Raw genomic sequence first — 22,725 nt, forward strand, 5'->3', positions numbered from 1 at the left:
GGATAAAAGAATGTTATTTGGTTTAATATCGAAATGAATCAAACCCTTAGAATGTATATGAAACAAACCACTTAAAAAGTGAATTGAATATCTTATAACCTCTAAGCTTGTCAAAGACTCATTATTCATTCGTCGATGTATCGATCCTTTTTTATAGAAAGGCAGACCAATATATACATTTTCTTCGTCTTTCGCTGCATACTGCACTTGCACTACGTTAGGGTGAGAACTTTGATAAAGCTTTCGAGCCTCATTAAAGTAACTATCGCAATCAAACTCTTTTATTTTTATCTCTTTGATTACTAATTCACAGTCTAAATTTTTATCATGCGCCAAAAAAACCCTTGAATTTTTACCTTGCTCATCTAATTCTTCTATTTCAGAAAATGATAATGTAGCATTTTTGTAATCTTGATTAAGCATTCTCCACCACCGCCAGCGAGGCCATCAACGCTTCATTCATTGGTTTTTTAAAAGATGAATTATCAATGTTATTTATTGAAGATTTTGATTCAAGAATGAGGTTATAATCGGCTTTGTTCAACTTCAATCTACTCATTATCGAACTCATCCTAACTACCTGATAAGCAATAACATTACTACTCGAAAACGCTTCTTGAATTACAGCTTCAAGATAGTAACGAGGAATGCTTTGATTCTTTGCTATTCCTTCTGCTACTCGCAGCGCGGCACGCTCAACCTGATACTCTCTCAATATATCTAATACATTATTTCTTACATATTTAAGTTGTTCGGGAACCTCAAGAGCCTTAGGTATGGTAATTACATCAACACATAGTAATGTTTTTTCATTATTGCAATACACTACAAATGATATTTGTTTGGGTTCAACCCTTATACCAAGCGTTCTCATTCTATTCCTTAACCTGAGTTCAAGTGTATAAAACGACTAAGGGAACATATGCCAGAAGGTTAATAAAAACCCAACTAACTGCTTAGACCATCCAGCATAATTTCTCCCGTTCCACATGAGCATATGCTTGTCAATTTATTCTAGCGGCATATTTTCTTCGATTTACTAATTGAGCCGTCATTACAAACAAACTTTTCACCTGAGCAGTGAGATATTCCGCCCTTCTTCCCAGAGCAGGGTTTGTTAGCTGCGGTTGCTGTGAATACAAAAAGTGACAGAAATATCACTACAATAACTTTTGTCATGTATCGCTCCTGCGAGCATAAACGTATTGATTGTTTTGTCGTCTATTGCGTTCTGTAGACACCAATAAATCTATATCAGATGAATCTGAATTTAAACTAAAGCAAGAAAAAATCTCAAATTTAGCGAATCAGATCAAATAATTGAAACAACTAAGGTTCACAAGCAGTAACGCCCAGCCCAAAGTAGCCTGCCCGTGCTCTGCGGCATTACCCGGCAGTTGGCGGCCCCGTACCTTTCCCCGTCGTCCGGGTCTCAGGGTCCGCCACCAACCAGCATAATCATTGAGCATCTCCAACAAGCTTATTGATTTTTGTGTAGTTATAAAGAAGTGTCGCTCTCCCTTCTGTAGCGAACGGATCGGGGGAATGCTTCTTATAATGAATGCCTTCTACCCACCGCCCGCTACGGTAAGCTCTTATTTGCCGGGGAGTCATATACATCCTCGCTATAATTCCCGCTTCCATCATCCATTCATCATCTTGAGTAATATTGGCCATAATTAACCTCATTTCTTCTTTTGACTGGTCAGCTCGCCGCGAACGGGCGGTTCCGCTGGTGGCTGAGTAGAGTAAATTGGCTGGTGGGCTACCGACAAACTTGTCCGGCCACCAGCCGCCCATATGCTGATAAGTGTGCTGTCGTTTTGGAGCCTCCACGCTTAAAGGCTCAACGGTTCGCGCTGTAATTTATGCCAACGAACCGGGCCATAAATCCAGCGTTTCCACCAGCGAACGGATATACATTCCCGCCTGATCGACGACTGCTGCCTGCATGAAGCCCGCCACCAACTCAGGGTGTTCTCTGGCATAGCCATCGCCAAACTGTTTATAGATTGCCTCCACGGCGTCACGCATCCAGAGGGCTGCGCTACCTGCTGATTTCTTCTCAACCATTCCGGCTTCCAGCATTTTTTCACCTCAGTTTGCTCTTTGCGAGATATAAAAAATAAAAGTTTTGCGTTTTCCTCTCTACCCTGTCTACCTGATTGCTGCCAGCCCAGTAATGGCGCGGTTTTCAGGCGGGTAGATAGCATTAATTTACTGCCTACCCTCTGTCTACCCAGAGGGGTTTTCTCTCTACCCATTGGGTAGATAAGGTAGATAGCAGGTAGACAGTAGGTAGATAGTAATTTTGATGCTATCTACCTAACTTAACTTACTGTTTTATATTACTTAATTATCCTTTTACAACCATTAGGTAGATAGTAATACATTTTAAAAATTCTATTCTTCGTCTTTTGGCGGTTCTGAGCCATATGCCCTTGGCATAAACTCATCAGCCAGCTCACCTATACCGACATTGGTCTGACGCCTCCCCTTGATCGTTCTGGTGAGATATTCCTGACCATATTCCCGCGCTGCCGCAGTTATCGCCTTGCCAAAATTCGTGACCGCCAGCGGCTTAATGCCGTGATATTCAGCAAAGGCAAGATAGAGGTGATAAAGATATTTCCTCGGCTCCAGCGCAGCATGATTACCGCCGCCCATCATCAGCCCTTTGGCCTCGTCCATAAAAAACAACGCTGCGCAAAGGTCTATGATCGGGTCTGTACCCCGTTTAACCTCCATCGCCTCATCAGAACGTTGCTGTTCACGCAAAAGCTGTTTCACTTCGTCCTGTTTCACGAAACGGGTTAACAGGTGGCGGATAATCACAGGGAGTTCCGACTCGATTTTTTCCACCAGCATTGGATCACGCTGATCCTCACTGACCACATCTGAAAAATTAAAAATCACCCGCCGTCTTGATATCCCGCCACCAATATCACTGAACCGCATGGCATCATTGTTAACCGCCAGAATGACAGCCGGTATACGCATCGAGTAGGGTTGTCTGTACTTCGGGTTGATTGATACCTTATCCCCGCCGGTTATCGCTTTCAGCCCTGCTCCATCACCTACGTAGCGCGTCATATCGGGCATGACGATAAGCGAATACCCCACCAGCAACTCACGCTCCTTGGGATTCTCCAGCGCTGACATGCTGGCCGACTGCGTATTACCCTTACCCGCCAGCATGGTACAGATTTCAGCCATAACGCTTTTACCACTGCCGGCAGGCCCCGTTACCTCAAGAAACAACTGCCAGTCATAGCGGTTAGCCATCACCATATAAAGCGCGGCAAGTAGCCGTGACGCTTTTCTGTCATTTCTTGCAGTGGCATGCTGCAGCCAGCGCCAGAAGTTAGGCGCATGGGCTTCAAGTCTCTCCCCCTCAGTCACCTTCCCGAATTCAACCTCGCTGGCGACCAGTAACCAGTCCTCTCTCTGGTGGGCACGGAATACACCCTTCCGGGTATCAAAAACGCCATTAGAGAAGCCAATCAGGTTACGTTCTGTGGCTCCCATCGGAGGCAGGCTTAACTTCATCGTATCGACAGCATTTTTCATGGCCGTCATGGAATATGGCGCATCAGCCTCAATAAATATTGCCGCCATCTGGCGGGCAAGTGCCTTATCGCTGACCGGCGTCCATATCACCCCGTTATAGTGGTGCACCGTGTCCGATTCCTGGTGAAGCGCCAGCAATCCACCATAGTGATCAAGAAGCACCTCCCCGCGCTGACTTGGGCCCATCTGGTTAAGTGAGGACGTGGCCGCATCAGTGACGCGCCTCTTTTTCTCCGGCTTCGGTTGCGGGAATATCCGGTTAATCCGCTCTGCATCACAGAGAAGCTGTTTAACCTCATCGCCGATAATCTCCGCCACCAGCGCAATGCGGTTTTCTTTCTGTCTGCTGGCATCGGTCAATACCAGGCCCAAATCACATAATTCTTCGTAAGTTGGACCACTACCGGCAACAAACTCACACAGACGACGCGCCAGTACGCCATAAGGTGAAGTACTGTCACGGTGGCGGGCTACAGCAGCATCCGCCCCTTTCTTGTCGATGGCATGGCCATTGACCCAGGAATACACGCAGGAAAAGAGCGCGTCGGAAATGTCTTCTGGTTTGATTACGGTGTCTGTCACTTTGGGATCCCTCCACTCATCTGGAACTTACCTAACAACGGGTGATACCAGTACGCCGATCCGTATTTACGTTTAGCGCTCCGCAGCACCAACCGGGCCGCTTCCCTGAATTTCTCTTCAGGTGCAACAAAGCCACCACCTTTTAGCTTCACCATCATCACGCCGGTGTTCTTCGCCAGTTCTTCAGCCTTTTTGGTGGAGATACCGAACTCAGCGGCCAGAGTAGACACTGGTGCCATACCGGGAGGGATTTCTCCCCCCTGGCTGTCAGTCAGTGATTTGATCTGCTGCTCAAGGGTCAACACCTTTTCCACCAGCAGATCAACGCGCTTTTCCAGCTCGTTAAATTTGACATTGCTGATCATTACTACTTACTCCCTTGCTGGGGCGAGGCTTCAACACTGCAGCCCATTACAGGCCACAAAACAGAACTATCCCGATCCATCCAATGGCAAGTGAGAGGGCAATCAGTACGAATTTTAGCCGCGAATGCCAGAGAAAAATCACCAGCCAACTGTGAACGGGCTTCATATTCGGTATTGGCCTGAGTGCGCAGAACGACAGGGAGCGCTTGCGGATCGGCATAAGTAGCCAGAAACAACCAGGTAAATTTAGGTTGAGTATGAGCGCCAGCAATTAAGCCGGAATTAATAATGTTCATATTTCTAATCCTTAATTACTGGCGTGGTGTTACCTGAAACCCAATCAGGCGGCAACATTCAATAAAGCTATCGACGGAACCAACAAACTCATCTGGTCTTAATGGAAAGCCATTAATAGCTATGCCTTTTTCAACATTCACAAGCACTTTCCCTGTGAAGTTTTCAGGGACTGGTAGCGATAAATGAACAACAGGCATTTTTATTGATTTAGGCATGATTCACCCCGCTAACTTCTGCACGTGATTCTTCTTCACCAAGAAAACCACTTACATCGCCGATCAAATTTTGTAGCATCACGAGCAGCGCGTCGATTTCGCAATCCTCCATTCGTGCAGGTGTCTTTTCTCTCATTAGAAGGGGAATAATTTCCGCCTGATACGCTTTTTCAGCGACTTGTTGGATGGTCAACTCATGCATGGCTCACCTCACGAGCTGGCAGACGTGCGGCCAGAGACAGAATGAAGTGGGGTGCCAGAATGCTACGGGCTTCGCGTTCGGTTGCTGCCTCGACGGACAGGCGGCAGGGCTTAGCCTTTTTGTCATGGCGGTTGAGGGCCAGAAAACGATACTGATATTTGGGGCGAGTTTGGGTAGACTGATTGTCAGCCATAACTGTTACCTCACTTAACGGTTTGGTTAGACGCCTCGTTAGTGTTCCCGCACTCCGGGGCGTTGCTATTTGCAACACATGTATGTAATGTGTCACCACACATAAACACATTACATCGGGTGTAATTGACGTGTCAACACACAAAAATGAAAGACGTGGTAATCCACCATTCCAGTTCAGACTAGACCCTGAGTTACGCGAGCTAATGGAACAGGCCCAGCAGCAAGATGGTGATGAGTCGCTGGCGGCCTGGATAAAGCGCATCATCCGCAAGGAGCTACAGCAGCGCGGCATCGAGCCAAAAGGATGAGCGATGAAAAAAATTATCATCTTGGCGGCTGTTTTAATTGTTGCCGCCTTTCTCTTAAAATCCTGCTTCACGGCAAAGAGCATTTGCGGAAGCAATGAGCACGATTTATTGCGCCCTGGGTGCGAAAAGGCTTTGCAAAAAAGTTGAATAAAATCAGTGCCCTCAAAATTGAGTTGGGTGAGGTTTTGACCACCAGCACCAGTCCTCAAAGTGAGGACTGATGGAATAATCAATGACTTAGACACAAAACTCAATTTTGAGCTTTGCCATAAAGACAATGGGTTATCTACCAGAATGCAAATTTGCACTCTGGTCAGACTTTGACCACCAGCACTAATCCTGGTATGCTGGCTCTGCTTGAATATTTCGTAGTGACATTGGCAGCTCTGCAAAGCTGCCTTTGTTTTATGCATCATCTTCCATTCCCTCCAGTAAGCCGGGTTGATACTTTCTCCATAATCCAATTTCTTCCATCTCAAGACGGGCTTTCTCTCCTTTGCACGCCTGTAGGTCGCTACCGCACTTACTGGCTTTCTTTGTGTACTGATCCTTGCGGCGACTGAAGTCATTCAGGAATGAGAACGGGACGCCGTATGAACCGGTTTTACGTATGGACGGGATAACCTCTCGGAATACCCAATTGCTGAAGCGGTGGGCGAACGTCCCAGCAGTGGATGCCTTGCGGCTGCGGGCAATCAGTTTATAGAAGCCGGATTCTGCGGCCATATTCCAGCTACGTGCTCCACCACGCTTACCCGAATGACCCTCAGTTAAAGTTAGGGTCATTACCTCGTCACCATCCAGAGAGGCAACGGCACTGGTAGGGTTGCTGATTTCCAACGCCTGGCATACATCAGAGACAACGAACCACGGCTCACCGAAGACATTCACAATCCTGACCGTGCGTCCTTCAAATTTAATTACAGAAATATCATTTTCATTTGCCGTGAAATTAGCCTTTTTGCTGGTTTCAGGATTAGTCTGGCCGCTGACAGTTAATTTTTTCATTTACGATTACCTGTATTAGTTAAGCGGTTTGTACACGACGAACTGAAGCCAGATAGCTATCCAAGTCAGATTTGAAGTAAACGACCTTACGCCCAATCTTATGATGAGGAATCTTAACCCGGCCTGTGTGTGCCCAGTTTGCCAACGTTTGACTATTCACACCTAAATATTCTGCGGCTTCAGTTCTGGTCAGTCTTTCGAGAGGTTTTGCTTCGATTAAATGCATGGGTATCACCATCAACTAGCGGTTATTAGTGATGATGAATATCTATGATTGATTATTTAGGCGGTAGAGTAAGAGCGGGCAATAACTGGATCAAAACGCGCCATGATGGGATCAAAGTGCGCTTTGATGGGGTCAAAAGGCGCTATGACGGTATGACCAATTGAAAGAAAGGTGCTGGCCTGACTTCTTCTTTGGGACCAAGTTCATTTGATTTAATCCATCTTTTAAGCGTTTCACGGCTAACTGCACCATTAAAATGATTGAAGAGAAGCTCAACCATACGGTTCTTACTGGCATTTGGATGTCTCTCCCATGTTGCACGCATAATTTCCACACATTCATTATTTTTAATATTCCTTACACCTGATGCATTTTTTCTATTTGTTTCAGAGATTATTTTTCTTGCTTCTTCATTAACAATACAATCAAAAATACCAACTTCCAAATCTTTAATTAAATTTATCTTATGAATGTATTTTTTTAACTTTCTTGCAGTATCTGACAACCCTACAAGCTCCATTAGAACAACAGTTTTAAGTAAGGTTTCCAAGTCTTCAGATACATCATCAGAGCACAACTCAGGAGGAAGGTGAACTTCATCGCGATCGTATTTATATGCATGAATTAATCTTTCGATATAAGGAATAGACTTAAAATTAGAATTTAACAAAGGTATATTGGAAGCATTTTTCGCCTTACCATCAATTATTTCAAGCATAGATAAATAATTAAATCTTGCATTGTTCTTATTGTTATTTACCATATTTTACCCCATGCACATTTTCATTCATCAGTTCAAAAATCATCTTTCTTTTTTGTTCATCACTAAGAGTTCCTAGTGCAGAAAGCAATTGCGCATCAATAGTTCTTGTGCTCTCCGCAAGTCCCGCCTTTTCTAACAAATAACGCTCTACTTTCTCAGCGTGTTCCTGCAATTCATCGGCACCAAAATGCAAATATCCTTCCGTTACATCGGCGCTACGTAGCGTTCTATGGTTCAACAAGCGTTTAATCAGGTCATGACCAAGACCAGCAAGGGCAGCAGCAGATCCAAACGTGCGGCGGGCATCGTGATATTTGAAACTAACTGGCGGCAAAGCATCAGGATTAGGTACCGGAACAGTTGCAGCGACAATCCTATTGATAACCTTTCTCGACTCACCGATAACACCGCCATCCTTTCCGGGGAATACATACGGCTCATCACCTTTACGGAGTGATAACCGGCGGCGGAACATTTTCAATAAAGAGGGAATAATAGGAAGCTCCAGCGGATCGCCGTTCTTCGTCTTATCAATCCAAAAGTAAAGGGCTGGAATATTAACCCGACTCCACTCAAGTTGAAGGATTTCAGACTTACGCAGCCCCGTAAACATCGCCATATAGATAGCGTCACAGGCGGATTGTGCGAAGTCATCCCGATTTTCAGCGGCCTGCAGGCGTACCTGCTCAATAGCTGCAAACCAGCGCCCCAGATCGGTATTCCTGACACGCTCCGTTTTACGCACCAGCCCGTGCCAGTGGCCTTTCGTGCTGAGCACCATAGTCGGCGGCTCAGGTAACAGACTGCGGCCCTCATCGTCCCGATAATGGTCCCATGCAAAACGGAATACAGCCCGGATAGCTCGACCCCAGGCGTCGGCCTGTGATTTGCTTCCCGTCCCTACACCAGCACGAAACTTTGAGCGATCCTCCCCAAACCACACTGTTCCTTCCGAAATAGCTTTGTGACGCTTCTCGACTCGTTCACGGGTGATATGCAGCATTGGCTGATTCATCCAGTCACCGGAATAATTGGTGAGTAACCCTCGGTATTGATCCGCTGTGGTCTGGCTAATCCGGTGCCCCCTCACCTTCAGGCGCTCTTCGAAAGCATCCTGCAACGTTATCAGGCGTTTTTCGTCCTGCTTCCGCAGGTCGTTTGGGTTCTTCCGGGTCATGCTCATTTCACCCAGAGACCTTACGGCCATCGTTCTGGCATTTTCTACGCTTAGATCCGGGAATCGCCCCAGTGTCACCCGAAAGTGCTCGCCGTGCTTTTTACGCGAAACACTGAACGTCTTCACGCCACCAGCAGTAACGCGCAGGATAAGCCCCTGCACCTCAGAATCACGGTATTCCACCCGGCAACCTTTGAGCGCCGGAGGCAACCCCTCGATTTTCGATTTGGTAAATCTGAACGTTTTTTCAGTCATACTCGTTGCGCAAAAAGATCGTTTGGTCACGGGGGTTCCATTCTGGGGGTCCCGTGGGGGTGCCATAAACAGGTAAAACAGAGTATTTCTGGTTATTTATACAGTGTCAATGAGTTTGTTAACCTATTGATTTATTATGACAAAGTATCTTAAGGTAGGATGGTAACGCCATTCTCATAATCGCTTGGTCGTTGGTTCAAACCCAACAGGGGCCACCAAACAAAACAAGGAGTTGCGAGAAATCGCAGCTCCTTTTCTTTTACCGGAGGGTGCCGTAGAGGTACCATCAGTGAGTAAGACAGAATATAAATCACCTGCTCGGTGGTAAAAACCCGGCGTTGCCCCGCCAGACACCGCAAGCGCCAGCGAAAAGCCGCCAGCGGCGCCGTTCTTTCGCAATCCAAAGAGAATCAAGAGAAGGATCAAAGCGTTATCTTTCTCGTTGACCTATTTTTGGCGCCCAATAATTACGACCTCTGGATTGCTGTGCTTTCATGCTTATGGCCCACAATTCCTTCCCACAGGGCATTCATTTTTTTGTCACATAAGGCAATTATTCTTTCGCCATTTTGAGCACCATGTAAGGAATAAACTGTGAATTCAATGAGTAAAGCTCTGATGCTGGCGTTACCTGTATTAAGTGCATCAGCAGTAGCCGCTGATAACAAACTGTGCGAACCAAAGGCTTATGAAATGGCCCTTCGATATCAGCAAAAATCGGCTGAAGTTATGGCGCTTCAGATTCAGACATATCGCTTTGCCACCGAGCGTTTTAACGAAAAAGTCAATGGACTGAAAGCACCGGAAAAATACGCTGTCGTAATGGATCTTGATGAAACGGTGCTCGACAACACACCATTGTTGGCACGGGACATGGAACAGTGTCATGACTATACAAAATGGGATACCTGGGGCGACTGGGAAAAACAGGGTAATCCGGGTCTGATCCCAGGAGCAAAAGCTTTCCTTGATAATGCGGCTCACCACAACGTTCGTATTTACTATGTATCTGACCGTACTAATGAAAACAAAACGGACACGCTCAATACTCTAAAATCTCTCGGCCTGCCGCAGGTCTCTGAAGAGAGCGTCCTTCTTGATACAGGAACCAAAGAAGAACGTCGCCAGGCCATCATGAAAAACCAGCAGATCATTATGCTGTTTGGCGACAGCCTGCCAGATTTTGCCGCTCAATTTAAAAATAAAAAGTCCACCGAGGAGCAACGTCAGTTGGTTGAATCAAACGCACAACATTTCGGCGTTGACTGGATCGTTCTTCCTAATGCGGCTTATGGCTCATGGTCAAAGGCAAAACTTGATAGCTGGAAAACACCCGCGGTTAAATAACCACAGCAGACCTTCTCTATTAATTCGCTATTGCGTGGAGAGGCCTTCTTCACCCGATGCGCATCGGGTATCGCTCCGGAGAAAGTGGAATAACAGGGATCCGCTGGCACACTTTTCTTTATTCGGTATCGTCGGCCAGGGCATACCGCAACGAAGGAATCCCCCTTCGCATGGCTGTGTCTTCGGTTTCATCGCTCATGAGCGGCAGAAAGCACCGCATCATGTTCAGGCGCGAAAAGAAAAGAGATGAATAAACGTTTCTGGATGAGAGTAACGTATTGCTGGCTGCAGATATTCAGAATTTCCTGTCATGCTCAATACATCGCTTAGTGCGGCAATCTCAAATTATTCTGCATATTCATCGTCTGCAAAAATATAAGGAGCGACGTTAGCAACGTTGCTCCTTTTTATCTGATGGTGCAGGATATCGGCTACAGAATCATTCTTCAAAACGTGCCGCTTACACCCGCTCCCGGAGCTGCTCCCGCATATAAGAAGAGAAGTACTCTGGATTTTTAATCACGATACGGTTGCCCGCGGCGATTTTCTCCGCCCATCCGGCCACTTTATGGGTGAACCCGGAATTCCATCCTTCCTGTTCACCGCGAGCCATGACGTCGTCCGCGCTAGCCGGAACACCTAACTCATGGAGATATTTTAAAATGCCCTTAGCCGTACTTTCATCCATTGAAGCCGGAACCGGTTCCGATGTGTTCATTCCACCAATAAAATCTAATGCTTTATCTATCGCTGTTGGCATGCTCTTATCCTTAAAATTAACCATGTGATGAACATGTTTATAATATGGACCCAAGTCTGCGGCGATATCAAAGAGATCGTTGCCTTTCTTTGATTCAGACCGCAGTCAAACGTTTGCATGGCGTTTTTCTGCCCGATAAGTCCGGCGCTGGGGGTATAAACGAGCCCGTCATCCATGACCGACAGCAAATACCCGGTGACCCCGGAAAAACCGCAACTACGCCCCCCAAATCGTGGGGAGCGAGGAAAACTAGTCGTGGATTTTGCGCTTAAACTGGCTGGCGTCGATATTGTACTGCTTCATCTTACGCCACAGCGTCGTACGTCCGATATTCAGCAGATGGGACATCTCCTGTACCCGGCCGCTGGTGACGCGGGCGGCATGGATAATGGCCTCTTTTTCAATAGCGCTGAAGGTCAGGCTGGCAGGCAGCAGGGGCGATGCGGTATCGCCGCCCGGCCGCTCGGAGAAGAGATATTCCGGCAGGTTGCTCAGGCGGATATGGCCGTTATCGCTGCTGATAGCGATATTTTCAATGATGCTGTTTAACTCAAAGTCATTGCCAGGCCAGGAGTAGTTCACCAGTTGCGCCAGGGCGTCGTCATCCACTTTCAGGCGCGATGAAAAGCGCTTCTCCAGGCTACGCAGGCGGTTATGCACCAGCGAAGGAATACTGTTGCGCCGCAATCTCAGCGGCGGAATAGCTATTTCAAACGAGTGCAGCGCGTAATAGAGCTGGCGACTGAAGCGGTTCTGCTCCACCAGATTAGCCAGATCAACGGTAGTGGTCGCAATCACCTTAACATCCACCGGAATCAGGCGTCGGGCATCGAGGCGTGTTAACACCCCCTGCTTAATCACCTGCAGCAGCGCGGATTGCAGATCCGGCGCAAGATATTCTATTTTCTCCAGAAACAGGGTGCCGCCGCTGGCCAGCTCCAGGCGGCTCAGGCGCCCGTTTTCGTCATCGGTCGGCGCGCTGCCCATAAAATCCAGGCCCAGCACGCTGTCGGCATACAGCTGACAGTTGACCGCAATATAGGGACCGTCCGCCCGTTCGCTTTCATTATGAATAGCCTGGGCGAGCAGTTCCTTACCGACTCCCTCTTCCCCGCAGAGCAGGACCGGAAAACCGCCCCGCGCCGCCTGACGGCCAAAATGAATCAGCCGTCGCGTTTCCGGGTCGTCCGCGGACATTTGCGCAAAAGTGTGGCTCACTTTACCTAACTGGCTGGTCATCAGCTGGCGCATCTGTTCCACCGGATGCAGCAGTAAAATAAAGCTGTTGCCCTGCTCTTCGACGATGGGCTTGAGGGTAATGACGGCATCGATAAACTGATGCTGGCTCTCAAACGTCACTTCCGCATGATTCAGCGCCCGCGCGTGCTTAATCGCCCGACGTAGCAGCGCTGGCAACGTCACCAGGTCGTGAATATTTTTCCCCTGGCTAGCCTGGGCATCCAGGTGCAGGAGCGTCGCGGCCTGGACGTTAAGAAACTGCAATACCCCCTGCTCATTCCACGCCATGACGCCGTCATCCATGCTTTCGAGCAGGCCATACATCTGGTTGAGATGGCGGTTCGATTCGGCAAGCAGACTGTCGGTCAACAGCGAGTTGCCCACTTCCCGGGCGATAGCCAGCGTCAGAGACAAATCAGAGGAGGCCTGCTGCTCAGTCAAACAGCACAGCGAAATGGATCCAAACAGGCGACCGTGGTTATCAAACACCGGTGTGGAGCTAAATGACCATCCGTGCAGCGCCTGTTTAAAATGTTGCTCACCGGTGGTTTTCACCGGTTGCCCCAGCATCGAGGCCAGCGAGAGCGCGCAGCTGCCGATAATGCTTTCCGCGCAGTAGCTGCCATCAAGAAAACCGAGATCCGCGAGCTGCGCCAGCGTCTGCGGTTCGCCGCAGCGGCTGAGAATACAGGCGGACTCATCGAGAATAAACAACGCGCAAGGTCGACTATCCATAAACTCCCAGGCATCTTCCAGCGCGGCCTGGCCGATGGTCAACAGCGCGGTTTTACGTCGGCACATCGATTCGAAGGTCAACCCCTGCGCCTGATGCGGTTTATGCCAGGTCTCCCGTGGCATAAACCGGCTGCAACGCTGCCATGACTGGCTGATAACGGATGATACTGTTTTTCCGGAGTCCTGAGTCTGTGCCGCCATTTCCTTTTCCGCTGTTTAAAATAGATAACCCCTCCGGCAGAGGCGGCCGAAGGGGAGTACACACTTCTCACTGTAGAAAGCGGGTTAGCGAGACGTTAGCGCGCCAGCCACTGCTGGCCGAGCAAATCGGCCGTCAGGATCGCGGCGTAAACGCTGTCTGCCGTCACCGGGAATGGCATGTTATGGATCGTTTCGCCTTCCGCGCAGGTCGCTTGCGCTACCGCCTGAATTTTCCCTTCAATGCCCTCTTTGACGCCCATTTGCGCCAGGGTCACCGGCAGACCAACTTTCTGGCAGAAGCCCAGCACCGTTTCAATCTCTTCCATCGGGCTGTTTTGCAGCACCAGTTGCGCCAGGGTGCCAAACGCCACCTTTTCGCCATGGTACAAATGATGGCACTCTTCGAGAAGGGTGAAGCCGTTATGAATGGCGTGCGCCGCAGCGAGCCCGCTGCTTTCAAACCCAATGCCGCTGAGGTAGGTGTTGGCTTCGATAATGCGCTCCAGCGCATCCGTCACCACGCCAGCCTGCGCCGCCAGGCGCGCTTTTTCACCTTCGGCCAGCAGCGTATCATAGCACAGGCGGGCCAGGCTTAACGCTGCCGCCGTGGACTGTCCGCCAGCCATGCTGGTCGCTCTGGCGTCAAAGCAGGCCTTCGCTTCAAACCACGTCGAGAGCGCATCGCCCATCCCGGCCACCAGCAGACGCACCGGCGCTTTAGCAATAATTGCCGTATCCATGACCACCATATCCGGGTTTTTCGGATAGATCAGATACTCTTCAAACTCACCGGCTTCGGTGTAAATAACCGACAGCGCGCTGGTTGGCGCATCGGTAGAGGCAATCGTCGGGATCACCACCACCGGCAGCTTCTGGTAGAAGCCAATGGCTTTAGCGGTATCGAGCGTCTTCCCACCGCCAATCCCCACCACGCCGCGGCAACCGTGCTGCTGCAGAATGGCAATCAGGCGGTTGATCTCCGCGTGACTGCATTCGCCGTTAAAACGGGCCGCGTGGCAGCTTAAACCGTGGTTATGCAAGCCATTGAGTACTTTGTCCCCCGCCAGCTTCATCACGAAGTCATCGGCAATGACAAAAAAGCTGTCCGCCAGATTTTTGGCATACTGACCAAAAAGCGTGGATGCGTCAGGGCCCTGAAGATATTTGGCCGGAGATTGAATAACTTTTAGCATTCCTTTCACCCTCAAATAAGTGCATGTTTTACATGATGAGCCCTGGCGTCATCCTGTTCAGCCTGCGGTTCATGGCGGAAACGGGATCGTGGCCGGAGCGATGCAAACACTGTAGGGCGAGCGTCGAACAAAAAAATTTTTGCCGTTTTCGTTCTGATATGAAACAGAGAATTTTTTTAACGTTCCATATTGGAACATTAATTACCGGAAAATGGTGGGATTGCGATCCCGATCCGTCCATTCGCCGTCATGCTACGGAAAAAAACGGATAATCTGCCAATGCTGATGCCATCGACAGCAGAAAAAAAATTAAAAAGCATCCGTTGCCCCGGTTACCGTCGATGACCGTAGAGCGAAAAAATAGCCTCAGCTCTCATTTTTCTCTTTTCATCGGCAATAACGTTTCATAACGGAACAAAAATTAATAAGCATGTTCCGTTATGAAACTCGTTTTCGCGACATTTTTTTTTCCATTAACTCAGCCAGAATCATGACATCGCCGGGCGGTTCTTTACGCCAGACGAAACCCCTACACGATGACCGCCTCCGTGGCTAGAGAGGTCGCATCGCATCACTCCGACGGAGCATAAATAATGAAAAAACTGATTAACCGTGTCGAAGATGTCCTGAGTGAACAACTGCTTGGCCTTGCCAGAGCCCATCCTGAATTAACGCTGCACCAGGACCCGGTTTATGTCACCCGCGCCGATGCGCCGGTCGCCGGGAAAGTGGCGCTGCTCTCCGGCGGCGGCAGTGGACATGAGCCGATGCACTGCGGCTATATTGGCAAAGGTATGCTTGCCGGCGCCTGTCCGGGCGAGATTTTCACCTCCCCGACCCCGGATAAAATGTTCGAGTGCGCGATGAATATCGACGGCGGCGAAGGTGTGCTGCTGATCATCAAAAACTACACCGGGGATATCCTCAATTTCGAAACCGCCACCGAGTTGCTGCACGAAAGCGGCGTCAAGGTGACCACCGTGGTGATCGACGACGACGTGGCGGTCAAAGACAGCCTCTACACCGCCGGACGCCGCGGCGTCGCCAACACCGTGCTGGTTGAGAAGCTGGTCGGCGCGGCCGCCGAACGCGGCGATTCGCTGGAGGCCTGCGCAACGTTAGGCCGCAAGCTTAACAACCTCGGTCACTCCATCGGGGTTGCGCTAGGCGCCTGCACCGTGCCGGCCGCCGGACAGCCGTCATTTGAATTACAGGAGAATGAGATGGAGTTCGGCGTCGGTATCCACGGCGAACCGGGTATCGACCGTCGCCCTTTCAGTTCTCTCGATCGCACCGTCGATGAGATGTTCGACACCCTGCTGGAGAACGGCACCTACAGCCGCACGCTACGTCAATGGGATATGGTCAAAGGAAACTGGCAGGACGTCACACAAAGCAAACAGGCGCTGCAAAAGGGCGACCGTGTCGTCGCCCTGGTCAATAATCTTGGTGCCACCCCGCTGTCGGAGCTGTACGGCGTATACAACCGCCTGGCCACGCGCTGCGAGGAGAACGGCATCACTATCGAACGCAACCTCATCGGCAGCTACTGTACCTCGCTGGATATGGTGGGCTTCTCCCTCACTCTGCTGAAAGTCGATGACGACACGCTGGCATTATGGGATGCCCCCGTTCACACCCCGGCGCTGAACTGGGGCCATTAAGGAGCACGACATGTCACTGAACAGAACGCAAATCGTTAACTGGCTTTATCGCTGCGGCGACATTTTCACCAAAGAGAAAGATTTTTTAACCGGCCTGGATAAAGAGATTGGTGATGCCGACCACGGTCTGAATATGTATCGCGGCTTCAGCAAGGTGGTGGAAAAACTGCCGTCCATTGCCGATAAAGACATCGGTTTTATTCTTAAGAACACCGGAATGACGTTGCTCTCCAACGTCGGAGGCGCCAGCGGCCCGCTGTTCGGTACTTTCTTTATTCGTGCAGCCCAGGTAACGCAAGCTCATCAGAGTCTGACCCTCGACGAGTTGCACCAGATGATGCGCGAAGGGGCGGACGGGGTGGTCAACCGGGGGAAAGCGGAACCCGGCGATAAAACCATGTGCGACGTCTGGCTTCCGGTCGTCGAGTCACTGCGCCAGTCCAGCGAACAACACCTGTCGGTTCAGCACGCGCTGGATGCTGCCGCGACACAAGCGGAGGAAGCCGCCCGTTCCACTATCACCATGCAGGCCCGCAAAGGCCGCGCGAGTTACCTCGGCGAACGCAGCATCGGTCATCAAGATCCTGGCGCAACCTCGGTGATGTTCATGATTCAGGAGCTGGCTGCAGCAGCCAAAGAGTAAGGATAACACGATGGTAAACCTGGTGATTGTTTCTCATAGCGCCCGACTGGGCGAAGGTGTCGGAGAACTGGCCCGGCAGATGCTAACGGGCGGTGGCTGTAAACTGGCGATCGCCGCTGGCATTGACGATCCTGAAAACCCGATCGGCACCGATCCCGTTAAGGTGATGGAGGCTATTGAATCCGTTGCCGATAGCGACCACGTGCTGGTGATGATGGATATCGGCAGCGCCCTGCTCAGCGCAGAAACCGCGCTGGATCTCCTCGATCCGACGATCGCGGCGAAGGTTCGCCTGTGCGCCGCGCCGTTGGTCGAGGGCACTCTGGCGGCAACAGTCAGCGCCGCCACCGGATCGGATATCGATAAAGTGATCGCCGACGCCATGAACGCCCTGGAGGCTAAGCGCGTACAGCTGGGGTTACCATCGCTCGTACAGAACGGCCCACAGGCCACGCCGATGGCCGACGATCTGAGCGGCGAGTCCGTCTCGGTGGTCATTAAAAACCATAACGGCTTACACGTTCGTCCGGCATCGAGGCTGGTTGCTGCATTATCCGGATTCAATGCCGATCTGCTGCTGGAGAAAGGCGGCAAATGCGTCTCACCGGACAGCATTAACCAGATTGCCCTGTTGCAGGTACGCTGCAACGATACATTAAGGCTGCTAGCCCGCGGGCCGGATGCCAAAGCGGCGCTGGCGGCATTTCAGGCGCTGGCGGCGGAGAACTTTGGCGAGCAGCCAGACGCCGCGCCAGCGGTGTTGACTCCCCCCGCCGAGCGCGTGCAGGGAAAAGCGCTCCGCTATCCGCTGCCTGGCGCCCGGCCAGTACGGCAAAACGGCGCCGATATCGCTAATGAACAGCGGCGCCTGCAACAGGCGATCGGCCAGACGCTGGACGATCTCAATGCGCTGACCACGCTGGCGGAAGAGCGCTATTCTGCCGATATTGCGGCCATTTTCTCCGGCCACCACACGCTGCTCGACGATCCTGACCTCTATGAAGCCGCCTGCGACATCCTGCGCCAGGAACGATGCAATGCGGAGTGGGCGTGGTATCAGGTACTGGCCGATCTCAGCCAGCAGTATCGCCAGTTGGACGATGCCTATTTGCAAGCGCGCTATATTGATATCGACGATCTGTGCCACCGGATTTTGCGCCATCTGCAAGGCGGCAGCGAGGAGCCGCTGGCAGTGCATGAGCCGACGATTATCATCGCCGACGATCTCTTTCCTTCCACCGTCTTGCAGTTGGATCCCTATCGGGTCAAAGGGATTTGTCTGCGGGAAGGGAGCGAGGCATCCCACGGCGCGATTATCGCTCGTCAGGCCGGAATCGCCTGCCTGTGCCAGCAGGGAGATACCCTGAAGCCGATACGCGATGGTGAACCTCTTACGCTCGATGTCGCCGAAAAACGCGTGATCCGTACCTGACGATCTCTTCATTACTTTCTGTCGTTCATTCTTCATGCCGGAGGCTACGCCTCCGGGGATTCTGTTTTCGCTCAACCTCCAGGAACCGTTATGTCTCAATTCTTTTTTAATCAGCGCCCCCGACTCGTCGACGATGTCATTGAAAGTACGAGTATTGACTGCCCGTGGAACAACCTGGCGCGTCTGGAGAACGACCCGACGATTCGCGTGGTCGTTCGTCGCGATCTCAACAAAAGTAACGTCCCGTCATCTCCGGCGGCGGCTCCGGCCATGAGCCGGGCGCACGTCGTACTTCAACAGCGACAGCCTGCTGGGCAATATGGACCCAGGTGCCCATGCGGTCGCACAGATTTTGAAAACCCTGGAGGAAAAACAGTGCGGGTAAGCGCCTTTTCTTCTAAGCGCATGAACATCACCGACGGCGCGCTTAGCCTGGGGCCGGCAGCTCAGGCAAGGCGTTGATGCCGCCGCTCGGGGATCGCTCCGGCCTCCTGCCGTAACCCGGCCTATTTACTGTGCCAGTAGGCCTGGGAGCGCACCAGTTGCGGGTCAATTTCGTCATTTTCAAACCGACCGAGCAGCGATTTCACCACCGCGCCTTCACCGGTCACCCAAATAAAGTAATCTTCCGCAGCTACGCTAACCTGCGCCAGACGTTCAGCCACGGCGGATAAATGATGGCCGATGATCCACTCAATATTAAAGTCCTGCAGATCCGCCAGATAATCTTTATACGACGCCTCGCCGATCGTCACCAGCGCCGTCACCTGCGGGCGCACGGGCAAGCGACTGAGGCCCAGCAGACGGCGGCGTAGCGCAGGCATCCCGGATTCATCACAGACATACAGTTGCCAGGCATAATCTTCGGGCACCACCAGCGAACCGCGCGGGCCGCCAATCACCAGCTTATCGCCGACGTTTGCCGCCAGCGCCCAGCGGCTGGCAATACCGCCGTCGTGAATAAAGAAGTCATACGCCAGTTCATGCCGTTCGGCATCATACAGCGGCGTATAATCACGGGTCGCCGGACGGGGGCCCTCGCCCCAGTTAATGCCCTCTTCGGTCACCTGCGGCGGCGTAAATGTGGTGCCGGCTTGCGGAAAAAAGAGTTTGGTATGGTCGTCAAACCCCTGAGAGACAAATCCCTCCAGCGCGTCTCCGCCCAGCACAATACGCTGGAAGGCGGTGCCAACGCGCTCAACGCGCAACACGGTTAACTCGCGAAAACGCAGCGCATTACGAACCCGTTTCGGGTACTGAGGTACTTTCATTTTTATCATCGTCATTCGCCTTCGTGAAATTTATAGATATATCTAAACTTTACACAAATGATAATGATTGCCATTAAAAAAGAATGCAAGTTTTTTCTGATATAGCCATAGCAAAAAGAAAAAAATATAAATCACATAATAAAAACATTTAAAATCAAATAATTATTAAAAATTCCTATTCATACTTGCTAATTATTAATTTTTAGATATAAATTAGATATATCAAGATACACAGGAGAAAACTATGCGACATCATCATGAAGAAGGTCGTGGACCACGTAGCCACCACGGTGAACACAGCGAACGCGGGGAGCATAGCCGCCGGGGTGGCGGCGGTGGCGGACGCCGTCAGCGTTTCTTCGGCCATGGCGAACTGCGTCTGGTGATCCTCGACATCCTCACCCGCAACGCCAGCCACGGCTACGAGTTGATTAAAGAGATAGAAAACCTGACCCAGGGTCACTACAGCCCAAGTCCGGGCGTGATCTATCCAACTCTCGATCTCCTTCAGGATCAGGGTTTTATCAGCGTCGAAGAGGAAAATGGCCGCAAAAAAATCGCCATAACCGCAGAGGGCAGCCTTCTGCATGCCGGGAATCTGGAACAGCTCGGCCATATCCAGGAACGTTTGCAGGCCCGTATGGTCGGCTGTGAACTGCGTAAAAACCCACAAATGAAGCGGGCTCTGGAGAACTTTAAAGCCGTACTGAATTTAAAAGTTAACCAGCAGCCTCTCAGCGAAGCCCAGTTGAAACAGATTGTCGCCGTCATTGACCGCGCGGCCATGGAGATTTCCCAGCTCGATTAATCTTCCCGCGCCGCCTCCCCTGCCCTCATTTTGAGCAACCTGCACCGCCGCGACGCACGCGGCGGAATACTCCCGGTAGCTTGCCTTACCCGCTCAGGAGTAAAACATGCCAAAAATATCACTATGAGATTAAATTTTGCACAAATTCGTTTTCGCGCTGCGTTTATCCTGATTTTCAGCTGCCGTGCCGAAGTGGCGTAATCCCTGCAATACTTAATTCAGTATCATGTGATACGCCCGTCCCAGGAGCTCATTTTGAACAGGTTACCTTCCAGCGCATCGGCTCTGGCCTGTAGCGCACACGCACTGAATCTCATTGAGAAGCGAACGCTTGATCATGAGGAGATGAAAGCACTTAACCAGGAGGTCAGAGAATATTTTAAAGAGCATGTGAATCCCGGTTTTTTAGAGTACCGAAAATCGGTTACTGCTGGCGGGGATTACGGAGCCGTAGAGTGGCAAGCGGGAGGGTTAAATACGCTTGTCGACACTCAGGGACAAGAGTTTGTCGATTGTCTGGGTGGTTTTGGAATTTTTAATGTAGGGCACCGTAATCCAGTTGTGATTTCCGCCGTCGAGCATCAGCTCGCTAAACAACCTCTTCATAGCCAGGAACTGCTTGACCCGCTGCGGGCCATGCTGGCAAAAACGCTGGCTGCTTTAACCCCCGGTAAACTGAAATACAGCTTCTTCTGTAACAGCGGCACAGAATCGGTCGAAGCGGCATTGAAGCTCGCGAAAGCCTATCAGTCGCCGCGCGGTAAATTTACGTTTGTCGCCACCAGCGGCGCTTTCCATGGTAAATCGCTGGGCGCACTCTCGGCCACCGCCAAATCCACTTTCCGTAAGCCTTTCATGCCGCTGCTGCCGGGATTCCGTCATGTACCGTTCGGCGACATCAACGCGATGCGTACGTTGCTGAGTGAGTGTAAGAAAACCGGTGATGATGTGGCGGCGGTGATCCTTGAGCCGATACAGGGCGAAGGGGGCGTGATCCTGCCGCCGCAGGGCTACCTGCCCGCGGTGCGTAAGCTGTGCGATGAGTTTGGCGCGCTGCTGATTCTCGACGAAGTGCAGACCGGCATGGGGCGTACCGGCAAGATGTTTGCCTGCGAGCACGAGAACGTCCAGCCGGACATTCTGTGCCTCGCCAAAGCGCTCGGCGGCGGCGTGATGCCGATTGGCGCGACGGTGGCGACCGAAGAGGTGTTTTCAGTGCTGTTCGACAACCCGTTCCTGCACACCACCACCTTCGGCGGCAACCCGCTGGCCTGTGCCGCGGCGCTGGCCACCATTAACGTCCTGCTGACGCAGAATCTGCCGGCCCAGGCGGAACAGAAAGGCGATCTGCTGCTGGACGGTTTCCGTCAACTGGCCCGCGAGTACCCGGATCTGGTGAATGAAGTTCGCGGTAAAGGGATGCTGATGGCGATTGAGTTCGTGGATAACGAAATCGGCTACAACTTTGCCAGCGAGATGTTCCGCCAGCGGGTGCTGGTGGCCGGAACGTTGAATAATGCCAAAACCATTCGTATTGAACCACCGCTGACGCTGACGATTGAGCAGTGTGAACAGGTCATCAAAGCGGCGAGTAAAGCGCTGGCAGCCCTGCGAGTGTCTGTGGAGCAAGCCTGAAGATAGTCAGCAAAAGCCCGGCGAAAACGATGTTCGCCGGGCTTTTTTACGCCTGTCATTCCGTCATACCGGCCAGACAAATGCAGTACTGCCCGACTTTCACCTTCATGTCATATGCCGTTTGCCTGTACGGTTAATATGTCGCACGCTCATTCCATGAATCTGTATAGATAATATTGCCATCGCAATGCTTCCAGGTAATTTTTTCATAGCGCATAAGCACCGTTTCAAGATGCGTTCCGGTATCTGCCCCTGGGTATAAATCCGGCGTGATTGATGTCAGCTTTACATTTTCAAGAATAATATTGAAGTACTCCTGCTCTAACCCGGCCTCAATAATCTGATACAGTTTGAATATCGCAGATTGCAAAGTTCTCCCGGTACTTAACGCCCGGTAAAGCATGGGAGTGACACGGTCAAATTCCTTCTGAAACATAATTGGCATATGAATACGCGTGCCGGTCAACTTTCCGGTATTGCCGTCAATCGGAATATTGACGTTATGGGTATACGATTTCAGCTCGATAGCCCCTTCACGACCTGATACCAGCGACGGGCCGACCATCGGTGAACCATTTTCATCCGTTAACCATAAATAGGCTGGATTAGACATAAAAATCCTTTTCGTAGAAAT

At 50.9% G+C, this 22,725-nt stretch carries 28 protein-coding genes and 1 pseudogene; 9 read left to right on the top strand and 20 right to left on the bottom strand.

The annotated features are described in order from the left end of the window. The 11 genes from ACZAHD_RS00005 to ACZAHD_RS00055 all read right to left on the bottom strand — a co-directional run. The coding region (locus ACZAHD_RS00005) for a protein kinase domain-containing protein (RefSeq protein WP_462454966.1) at positions 1-423 on the bottom strand (423 nt) is incomplete at its 3' end. Beyond that, positions 416-874, bottom strand: coding sequence for a hypothetical protein (locus ACZAHD_RS00010; protein WP_462454967.1), 459 nt, complete (start codon positions 872-874; stop codon positions 416-418). The genes ACZAHD_RS00010 and ACZAHD_RS00005, both read right to left, overlap by 8 nt. Positions 875-1,014: 140 nt before the next feature. Continuing rightward, on the bottom strand, positions 1,015-1,179 hold the full coding sequence (locus tag ACZAHD_RS00015; protein ID WP_462454968.1) for a YdcA family protein: 165 nt from the start codon (positions 1,177-1,179) through the stop codon (positions 1,015-1,017). Between the two features lie 279 nt (positions 1,180-1,458). After that, entirely contained in the window at positions 1,459-1,677 is a 219-nt protein-coding gene (xisR, locus tag ACZAHD_RS00020; protein WP_462454969.1) for an excisionase family protein, read from the bottom strand. A 189-nt stretch (positions 1,678-1,866) separates the two neighbouring features. After that, positions 1,867-2,088 carry a hypothetical protein gene (locus tag ACZAHD_RS00025; protein WP_462454970.1) on the bottom strand — a complete coding sequence of 74 codons (222 nt, stop codon included), beginning with the start codon at positions 2,086-2,088 and terminating at the stop codon, positions 1,867-1,869. A gap of 315 nt (positions 2,089-2,403) precedes the next feature. Next, entirely contained in the window at positions 2,404-4,152 is a 1,749-nt protein-coding gene (locus ACZAHD_RS00030; RefSeq protein WP_462454971.1) for a DNA primase family protein, read from the bottom strand. Continuing rightward, entirely contained in the window at positions 4,149-4,517 is a 369-nt protein-coding gene (locus ACZAHD_RS00035) for a hypothetical protein (RefSeq protein ID WP_462454972.1), read from the bottom strand. Before ACZAHD_RS00035 ends, ACZAHD_RS00030 begins: the two co-directional genes overlap by 4 nt. Before the next feature lie 2 nt (positions 4,518-4,519). Continuing rightward, the gene (locus tag ACZAHD_RS00040; protein ID WP_462454973.1) at positions 4,520-4,813 is read right to left on the bottom strand and encodes a host cell division inhibitor Icd-like protein; all 294 of its coding nucleotides are present in this window, start codon (positions 4,811-4,813) and stop codon (positions 4,520-4,522) included. 15 nt (positions 4,814-4,828) lie between these two features. Then, on the bottom strand, positions 4,829-5,029 hold the full coding sequence (locus ACZAHD_RS00045) for a hypothetical protein (protein WP_124982826.1): 201 nt from the start codon (positions 5,027-5,029) through the stop codon (positions 4,829-4,831). Continuing rightward, complete coding sequence (locus tag ACZAHD_RS00050) at positions 5,022-5,231, bottom strand: hypothetical protein (RefSeq protein WP_462454974.1); 210 nt, start codon at positions 5,229-5,231, stop codon at positions 5,022-5,024. Before ACZAHD_RS00050 ends, ACZAHD_RS00045 begins: the two co-directional genes overlap by 8 nt. Then, a complete protein-coding gene (locus ACZAHD_RS00055; RefSeq protein ID WP_462454975.1) occupies positions 5,224-5,535 on the bottom strand; it encodes a host cell division inhibitor Icd-like protein in 312 nt (103 codons plus the stop codon). The genes ACZAHD_RS00050 and ACZAHD_RS00055 overlap by 8 nt, the downstream gene beginning before the upstream one ends. 19 nt (positions 5,536-5,554) lie before the next feature. Here ACZAHD_RS00055 and ACZAHD_RS00060 point away from each other — a divergent pair, with 19 nt between their 5' ends. Both ACZAHD_RS00060 and ACZAHD_RS00065 read left to right on the top strand, forming a co-directional pair. Beyond that, positions 5,555-5,734 (top strand): YlcI/YnfO family protein, encoded by a 180-nt coding sequence (locus tag ACZAHD_RS00060; protein ID WP_012600012.1) that lies wholly within the window; start codon positions 5,555-5,557, stop codon positions 5,732-5,734. Between the two features lie 3 nt (positions 5,735-5,737). Beyond that, positions 5,738-5,881, top strand: a complete 144-nt coding sequence (locus ACZAHD_RS00065; protein ID WP_462454976.1) for a hypothetical protein — start codon at positions 5,738-5,740, stop codon at positions 5,879-5,881. A gap of 258 nt (positions 5,882-6,139) precedes the next feature. Here the strand turns inward: ACZAHD_RS00065 and ACZAHD_RS00070 are convergent, their stop codons facing one another. The 4 genes from ACZAHD_RS00070 to ACZAHD_RS00085 form a co-directional block, all read right to left on the bottom strand. Then, on the bottom strand, positions 6,140-6,742 hold the full coding sequence (locus tag ACZAHD_RS00070; RefSeq protein ID WP_462454977.1) for a BRO-N domain-containing protein: 603 nt from the start codon (positions 6,740-6,742) through the stop codon (positions 6,140-6,142). A gap of 19 nt (positions 6,743-6,761) precedes the next feature. Beyond that, a complete protein-coding gene (locus ACZAHD_RS00075; protein ID WP_462454978.1) occupies positions 6,762-6,968 on the bottom strand; it encodes a helix-turn-helix domain-containing protein in 207 nt (68 codons plus the stop codon). Positions 6,969-7,110: 142 nt separating this feature from the next. Continuing rightward, the gene (locus ACZAHD_RS00080) at positions 7,111-7,731 is read right to left on the bottom strand and encodes a hypothetical protein (protein WP_462454979.1); all 621 of its coding nucleotides are present in this window, start codon (positions 7,729-7,731) and stop codon (positions 7,111-7,113) included. After that, positions 7,721-9,163: a tyrosine-type recombinase/integrase gene (locus ACZAHD_RS00085; RefSeq protein ID WP_462455049.1), complete on the bottom strand. Its 1,443-nt coding sequence runs from the start codon at positions 9,161-9,163 to the stop codon at positions 7,721-7,723. The genes ACZAHD_RS00080 and ACZAHD_RS00085 overlap by 11 nt, the downstream gene beginning before the upstream one ends. Before the next feature lie 594 nt (positions 9,164-9,757). On the opposite strand from ACZAHD_RS00085, the gene ACZAHD_RS00090 reads away from it, so the two are divergent. Then, positions 9,758-10,510: a 5'-nucleotidase, lipoprotein e(P4) family gene (locus ACZAHD_RS00090; RefSeq protein WP_462454980.1), complete on the top strand. Its 753-nt coding sequence runs from the start codon at positions 9,758-9,760 to the stop codon at positions 10,508-10,510. Between the two features lie 460 nt (positions 10,511-10,970). On the opposite strand, the gene ACZAHD_RS00095 is transcribed toward ACZAHD_RS00090, so the two are convergent. The 3 genes from ACZAHD_RS00095 to ACZAHD_RS00105 form a co-directional block, all read right to left on the bottom strand. After that, positions 10,971-11,294 carry a DUF1889 family protein gene (locus ACZAHD_RS00095; protein WP_462454981.1) on the bottom strand — a complete coding sequence of 108 codons (324 nt, stop codon included), beginning with the start codon at positions 11,292-11,294 and terminating at the stop codon, positions 10,971-10,973. 225 nt (positions 11,295-11,519) lie between these two features. Continuing rightward, on the bottom strand, positions 11,520-13,445 hold the full coding sequence (gene dhaR / locus ACZAHD_RS00100) for a dihydroxyacetone kinase operon transcriptional regulator DhaR (RefSeq protein ID WP_462454982.1): 1,926 nt from the start codon (positions 13,443-13,445) through the stop codon (positions 11,520-11,522). A 95-nt stretch (positions 13,446-13,540) separates the two neighbouring features. Further along, a complete protein-coding gene (locus ACZAHD_RS00105) occupies positions 13,541-14,638 on the bottom strand; it encodes a glycerol dehydrogenase (RefSeq protein WP_462454983.1) in 1,098 nt (365 codons plus the stop codon). A gap of 593 nt (positions 14,639-15,231) precedes the next feature. Between ACZAHD_RS00105 and dhaK the strand changes: the two genes are divergently transcribed. From dhaK to ACZAHD_RS00125, 4 genes and pseudogenes are all read left to right on the top strand, one after another. Continuing rightward, the gene (gene dhaK / locus ACZAHD_RS00110; protein WP_100686355.1) at positions 15,232-16,302 is read left to right on the top strand and encodes a dihydroxyacetone kinase subunit DhaK; all 1,071 of its coding nucleotides are present in this window, start codon (positions 15,232-15,234) and stop codon (positions 16,300-16,302) included. Positions 16,303-16,312: 10 nt separating this feature from the next. Further along, positions 16,313-16,945, top strand: a complete 633-nt coding sequence (gene dhaL, locus ACZAHD_RS00115) for a dihydroxyacetone kinase subunit DhaL (RefSeq protein ID WP_100686356.1) — start codon at positions 16,313-16,315, stop codon at positions 16,943-16,945. Between the two features lie 10 nt (positions 16,946-16,955). Beyond that, positions 16,956-18,377 carry a dihydroxyacetone kinase phosphoryl donor subunit DhaM gene (dhaM, locus tag ACZAHD_RS00120; RefSeq protein WP_462454984.1) on the top strand — a complete coding sequence of 474 codons (1,422 nt, stop codon included), beginning with the start codon at positions 16,956-16,958 and terminating at the stop codon, positions 18,375-18,377. Between the two features lie 90 nt (positions 18,378-18,467). Further along, positions 18,468-18,655 (top strand): annotated as a pseudogene (locus tag ACZAHD_RS00125) (dihydroxyacetone kinase); the annotation flags it as partial. A 228-nt stretch (positions 18,656-18,883) separates the two neighbouring features. Here ACZAHD_RS00125 and ACZAHD_RS00130 read toward each other — a convergent pair. Further along, the gene (locus tag ACZAHD_RS00130) at positions 18,884-19,657 is read right to left on the bottom strand and encodes a siderophore-interacting protein (RefSeq protein ID WP_462454985.1); all 774 of its coding nucleotides are present in this window, start codon (positions 19,655-19,657) and stop codon (positions 18,884-18,886) included. 235 nt (positions 19,658-19,892) lie between these two features. Between ACZAHD_RS00130 and ACZAHD_RS00135 the strand changes: the two genes are divergently transcribed. Then, positions 19,893-20,456, top strand: a complete 564-nt coding sequence (locus tag ACZAHD_RS00135; RefSeq protein WP_462454986.1) for a PadR family transcriptional regulator — start codon at positions 19,893-19,895, stop codon at positions 20,454-20,456. Positions 20,457-20,711: 255 nt separating this feature from the next. Further along, positions 20,712-22,091: a putrescine aminotransferase gene (gene ygjG / locus ACZAHD_RS00140; RefSeq protein ID WP_462454987.1), complete on the top strand. Its 1,380-nt coding sequence runs from the start codon at positions 20,712-20,714 to the stop codon at positions 22,089-22,091. Between the two features lie 133 nt (positions 22,092-22,224). Here ygjG and ACZAHD_RS00145 read toward each other — a convergent pair whose 3' ends face one another. Then, positions 22,225-22,704 carry an Hcp family type VI secretion system effector gene (locus ACZAHD_RS00145; RefSeq protein WP_462454988.1) on the bottom strand — a complete coding sequence of 160 codons (480 nt, stop codon included), beginning with the start codon at positions 22,702-22,704 and terminating at the stop codon, positions 22,225-22,227. Positions 22,705-22,725 lie beyond the last annotated feature (21 nt).

Origin of the sequence: Raoultella sp., from assembly GCF_039594335.1 — a bacterium.
Taxonomy (GTDB): Bacteria; Pseudomonadota; Gammaproteobacteria; order Enterobacterales; family Enterobacteriaceae; genus Klebsiella.

What these genes read in the sequence shown, in the direction of transcription:
- ACZAHD_RS00010 (WP_462454967.1), bottom strand. Translation starts at nt 874, where the DNA reads ATGAGAACGCTTGGTATAAGGGTTGAACCCAAACAAATATCATTTGTA.
- ACZAHD_RS00015 (WP_462454968.1), bottom strand. Translation starts at nt 1,179, where the DNA reads ATGACAAAAGTTATTGTAGTGATATTTCTGTCACTTTTTGTATTCACA.
- xisR (WP_462454969.1), bottom strand. Translation starts at nt 1,677, where the DNA reads ATGGCCAATATTACTCAAGATGATGAATGGATGATGGAAGCGGGAATT.
- ACZAHD_RS00025 (WP_462454970.1), bottom strand. Translation starts at nt 2,088, where the DNA reads ATGCTGGAAGCCGGAATGGTTGAGAAGAAATCAGCAGGTAGCGCAGCC.
- ACZAHD_RS00035 (WP_462454972.1), bottom strand. Translation starts at nt 4,517, where the DNA reads ATGATCAGCAATGTCAAATTTAACGAGCTGGAAAAGCGCGTTGATCTG.
- ACZAHD_RS00040 (WP_462454973.1), bottom strand. Translation starts at nt 4,813, where the DNA reads ATGAACATTATTAATTCCGGCTTAATTGCTGGCGCTCATACTCAACCT.
- ACZAHD_RS00045 (WP_124982826.1), bottom strand. Translation starts at nt 5,029, where the DNA reads ATGCCTAAATCAATAAAAATGCCTGTTGTTCATTTATCGCTACCAGTC.
- ACZAHD_RS00050 (WP_462454974.1), bottom strand. Translation starts at nt 5,231, where the DNA reads ATGCATGAGTTGACCATCCAACAAGTCGCTGAAAAAGCGTATCAGGCG.
- ACZAHD_RS00055 (WP_462454975.1), bottom strand. Translation starts at nt 5,535, where the DNA reads ATGTGTTTATGTGTGGTGACACATTACATACATGTGTTGCAAATAGCA.
- ACZAHD_RS00065 (WP_462454976.1), top strand. Translation starts at nt 5,738, where the DNA reads ATGAAAAAAATTATCATCTTGGCGGCTGTTTTAATTGTTGCCGCCTTT.
- ACZAHD_RS00070 (WP_462454977.1), bottom strand. Translation starts at nt 6,742, where the DNA reads ATGAAAAAATTAACTGTCAGCGGCCAGACTAATCCTGAAACCAGCAAA.
- ACZAHD_RS00075 (WP_462454978.1), bottom strand. Translation starts at nt 6,968, where the DNA reads ATGCATTTAATCGAAGCAAAACCTCTCGAAAGACTGACCAGAACTGAA.
- ACZAHD_RS00080 (WP_462454979.1), bottom strand. Translation starts at nt 7,731, where the DNA reads ATGGTAAATAACAATAAGAACAATGCAAGATTTAATTATTTATCTATG.
- ACZAHD_RS00085 (WP_462455049.1), bottom strand. Translation starts at nt 9,163, where the DNA reads ATGACTGAAAAAACGTTCAGATTTACCAAATCGAAAATCGAGGGGTTG.
- ACZAHD_RS00095 (WP_462454981.1), bottom strand. Translation starts at nt 11,294, where the DNA reads ATGGTTAATTTTAAGGATAAGAGCATGCCAACAGCGATAGATAAAGCA.
- dhaR (WP_462454982.1), bottom strand. Translation starts at nt 13,445, where the DNA reads ATGGCGGCACAGACTCAGGACTCCGGAAAAACAGTATCATCCGTTATC.
- ACZAHD_RS00105 (WP_462454983.1), bottom strand. Translation starts at nt 14,638, where the DNA reads ATGCTAAAAGTTATTCAATCTCCGGCCAAATATCTTCAGGGCCCTGAC.
- dhaK (WP_100686355.1), top strand. Translation starts at nt 15,232, where the DNA reads ATGAAAAAACTGATTAACCGTGTCGAAGATGTCCTGAGTGAACAACTG.
- dhaL (WP_100686356.1), top strand. Translation starts at nt 16,313, where the DNA reads ATGTCACTGAACAGAACGCAAATCGTTAACTGGCTTTATCGCTGCGGC.
- dhaM (WP_462454984.1), top strand. Translation starts at nt 16,956, where the DNA reads ATGGTAAACCTGGTGATTGTTTCTCATAGCGCCCGACTGGGCGAAGGT.
- ACZAHD_RS00130 (WP_462454985.1), bottom strand. Translation starts at nt 19,657, where the DNA reads ATGATAAAAATGAAAGTACCTCAGTACCCGAAACGGGTTCGTAATGCG.
- ACZAHD_RS00135 (WP_462454986.1), top strand. Translation starts at nt 19,893, where the DNA reads ATGCGACATCATCATGAAGAAGGTCGTGGACCACGTAGCCACCACGGT.
- ACZAHD_RS00145 (WP_462454988.1), bottom strand. Translation starts at nt 22,704, where the DNA reads ATGTCTAATCCAGCCTATTTATGGTTAACGGATGAAAATGGTTCACCG.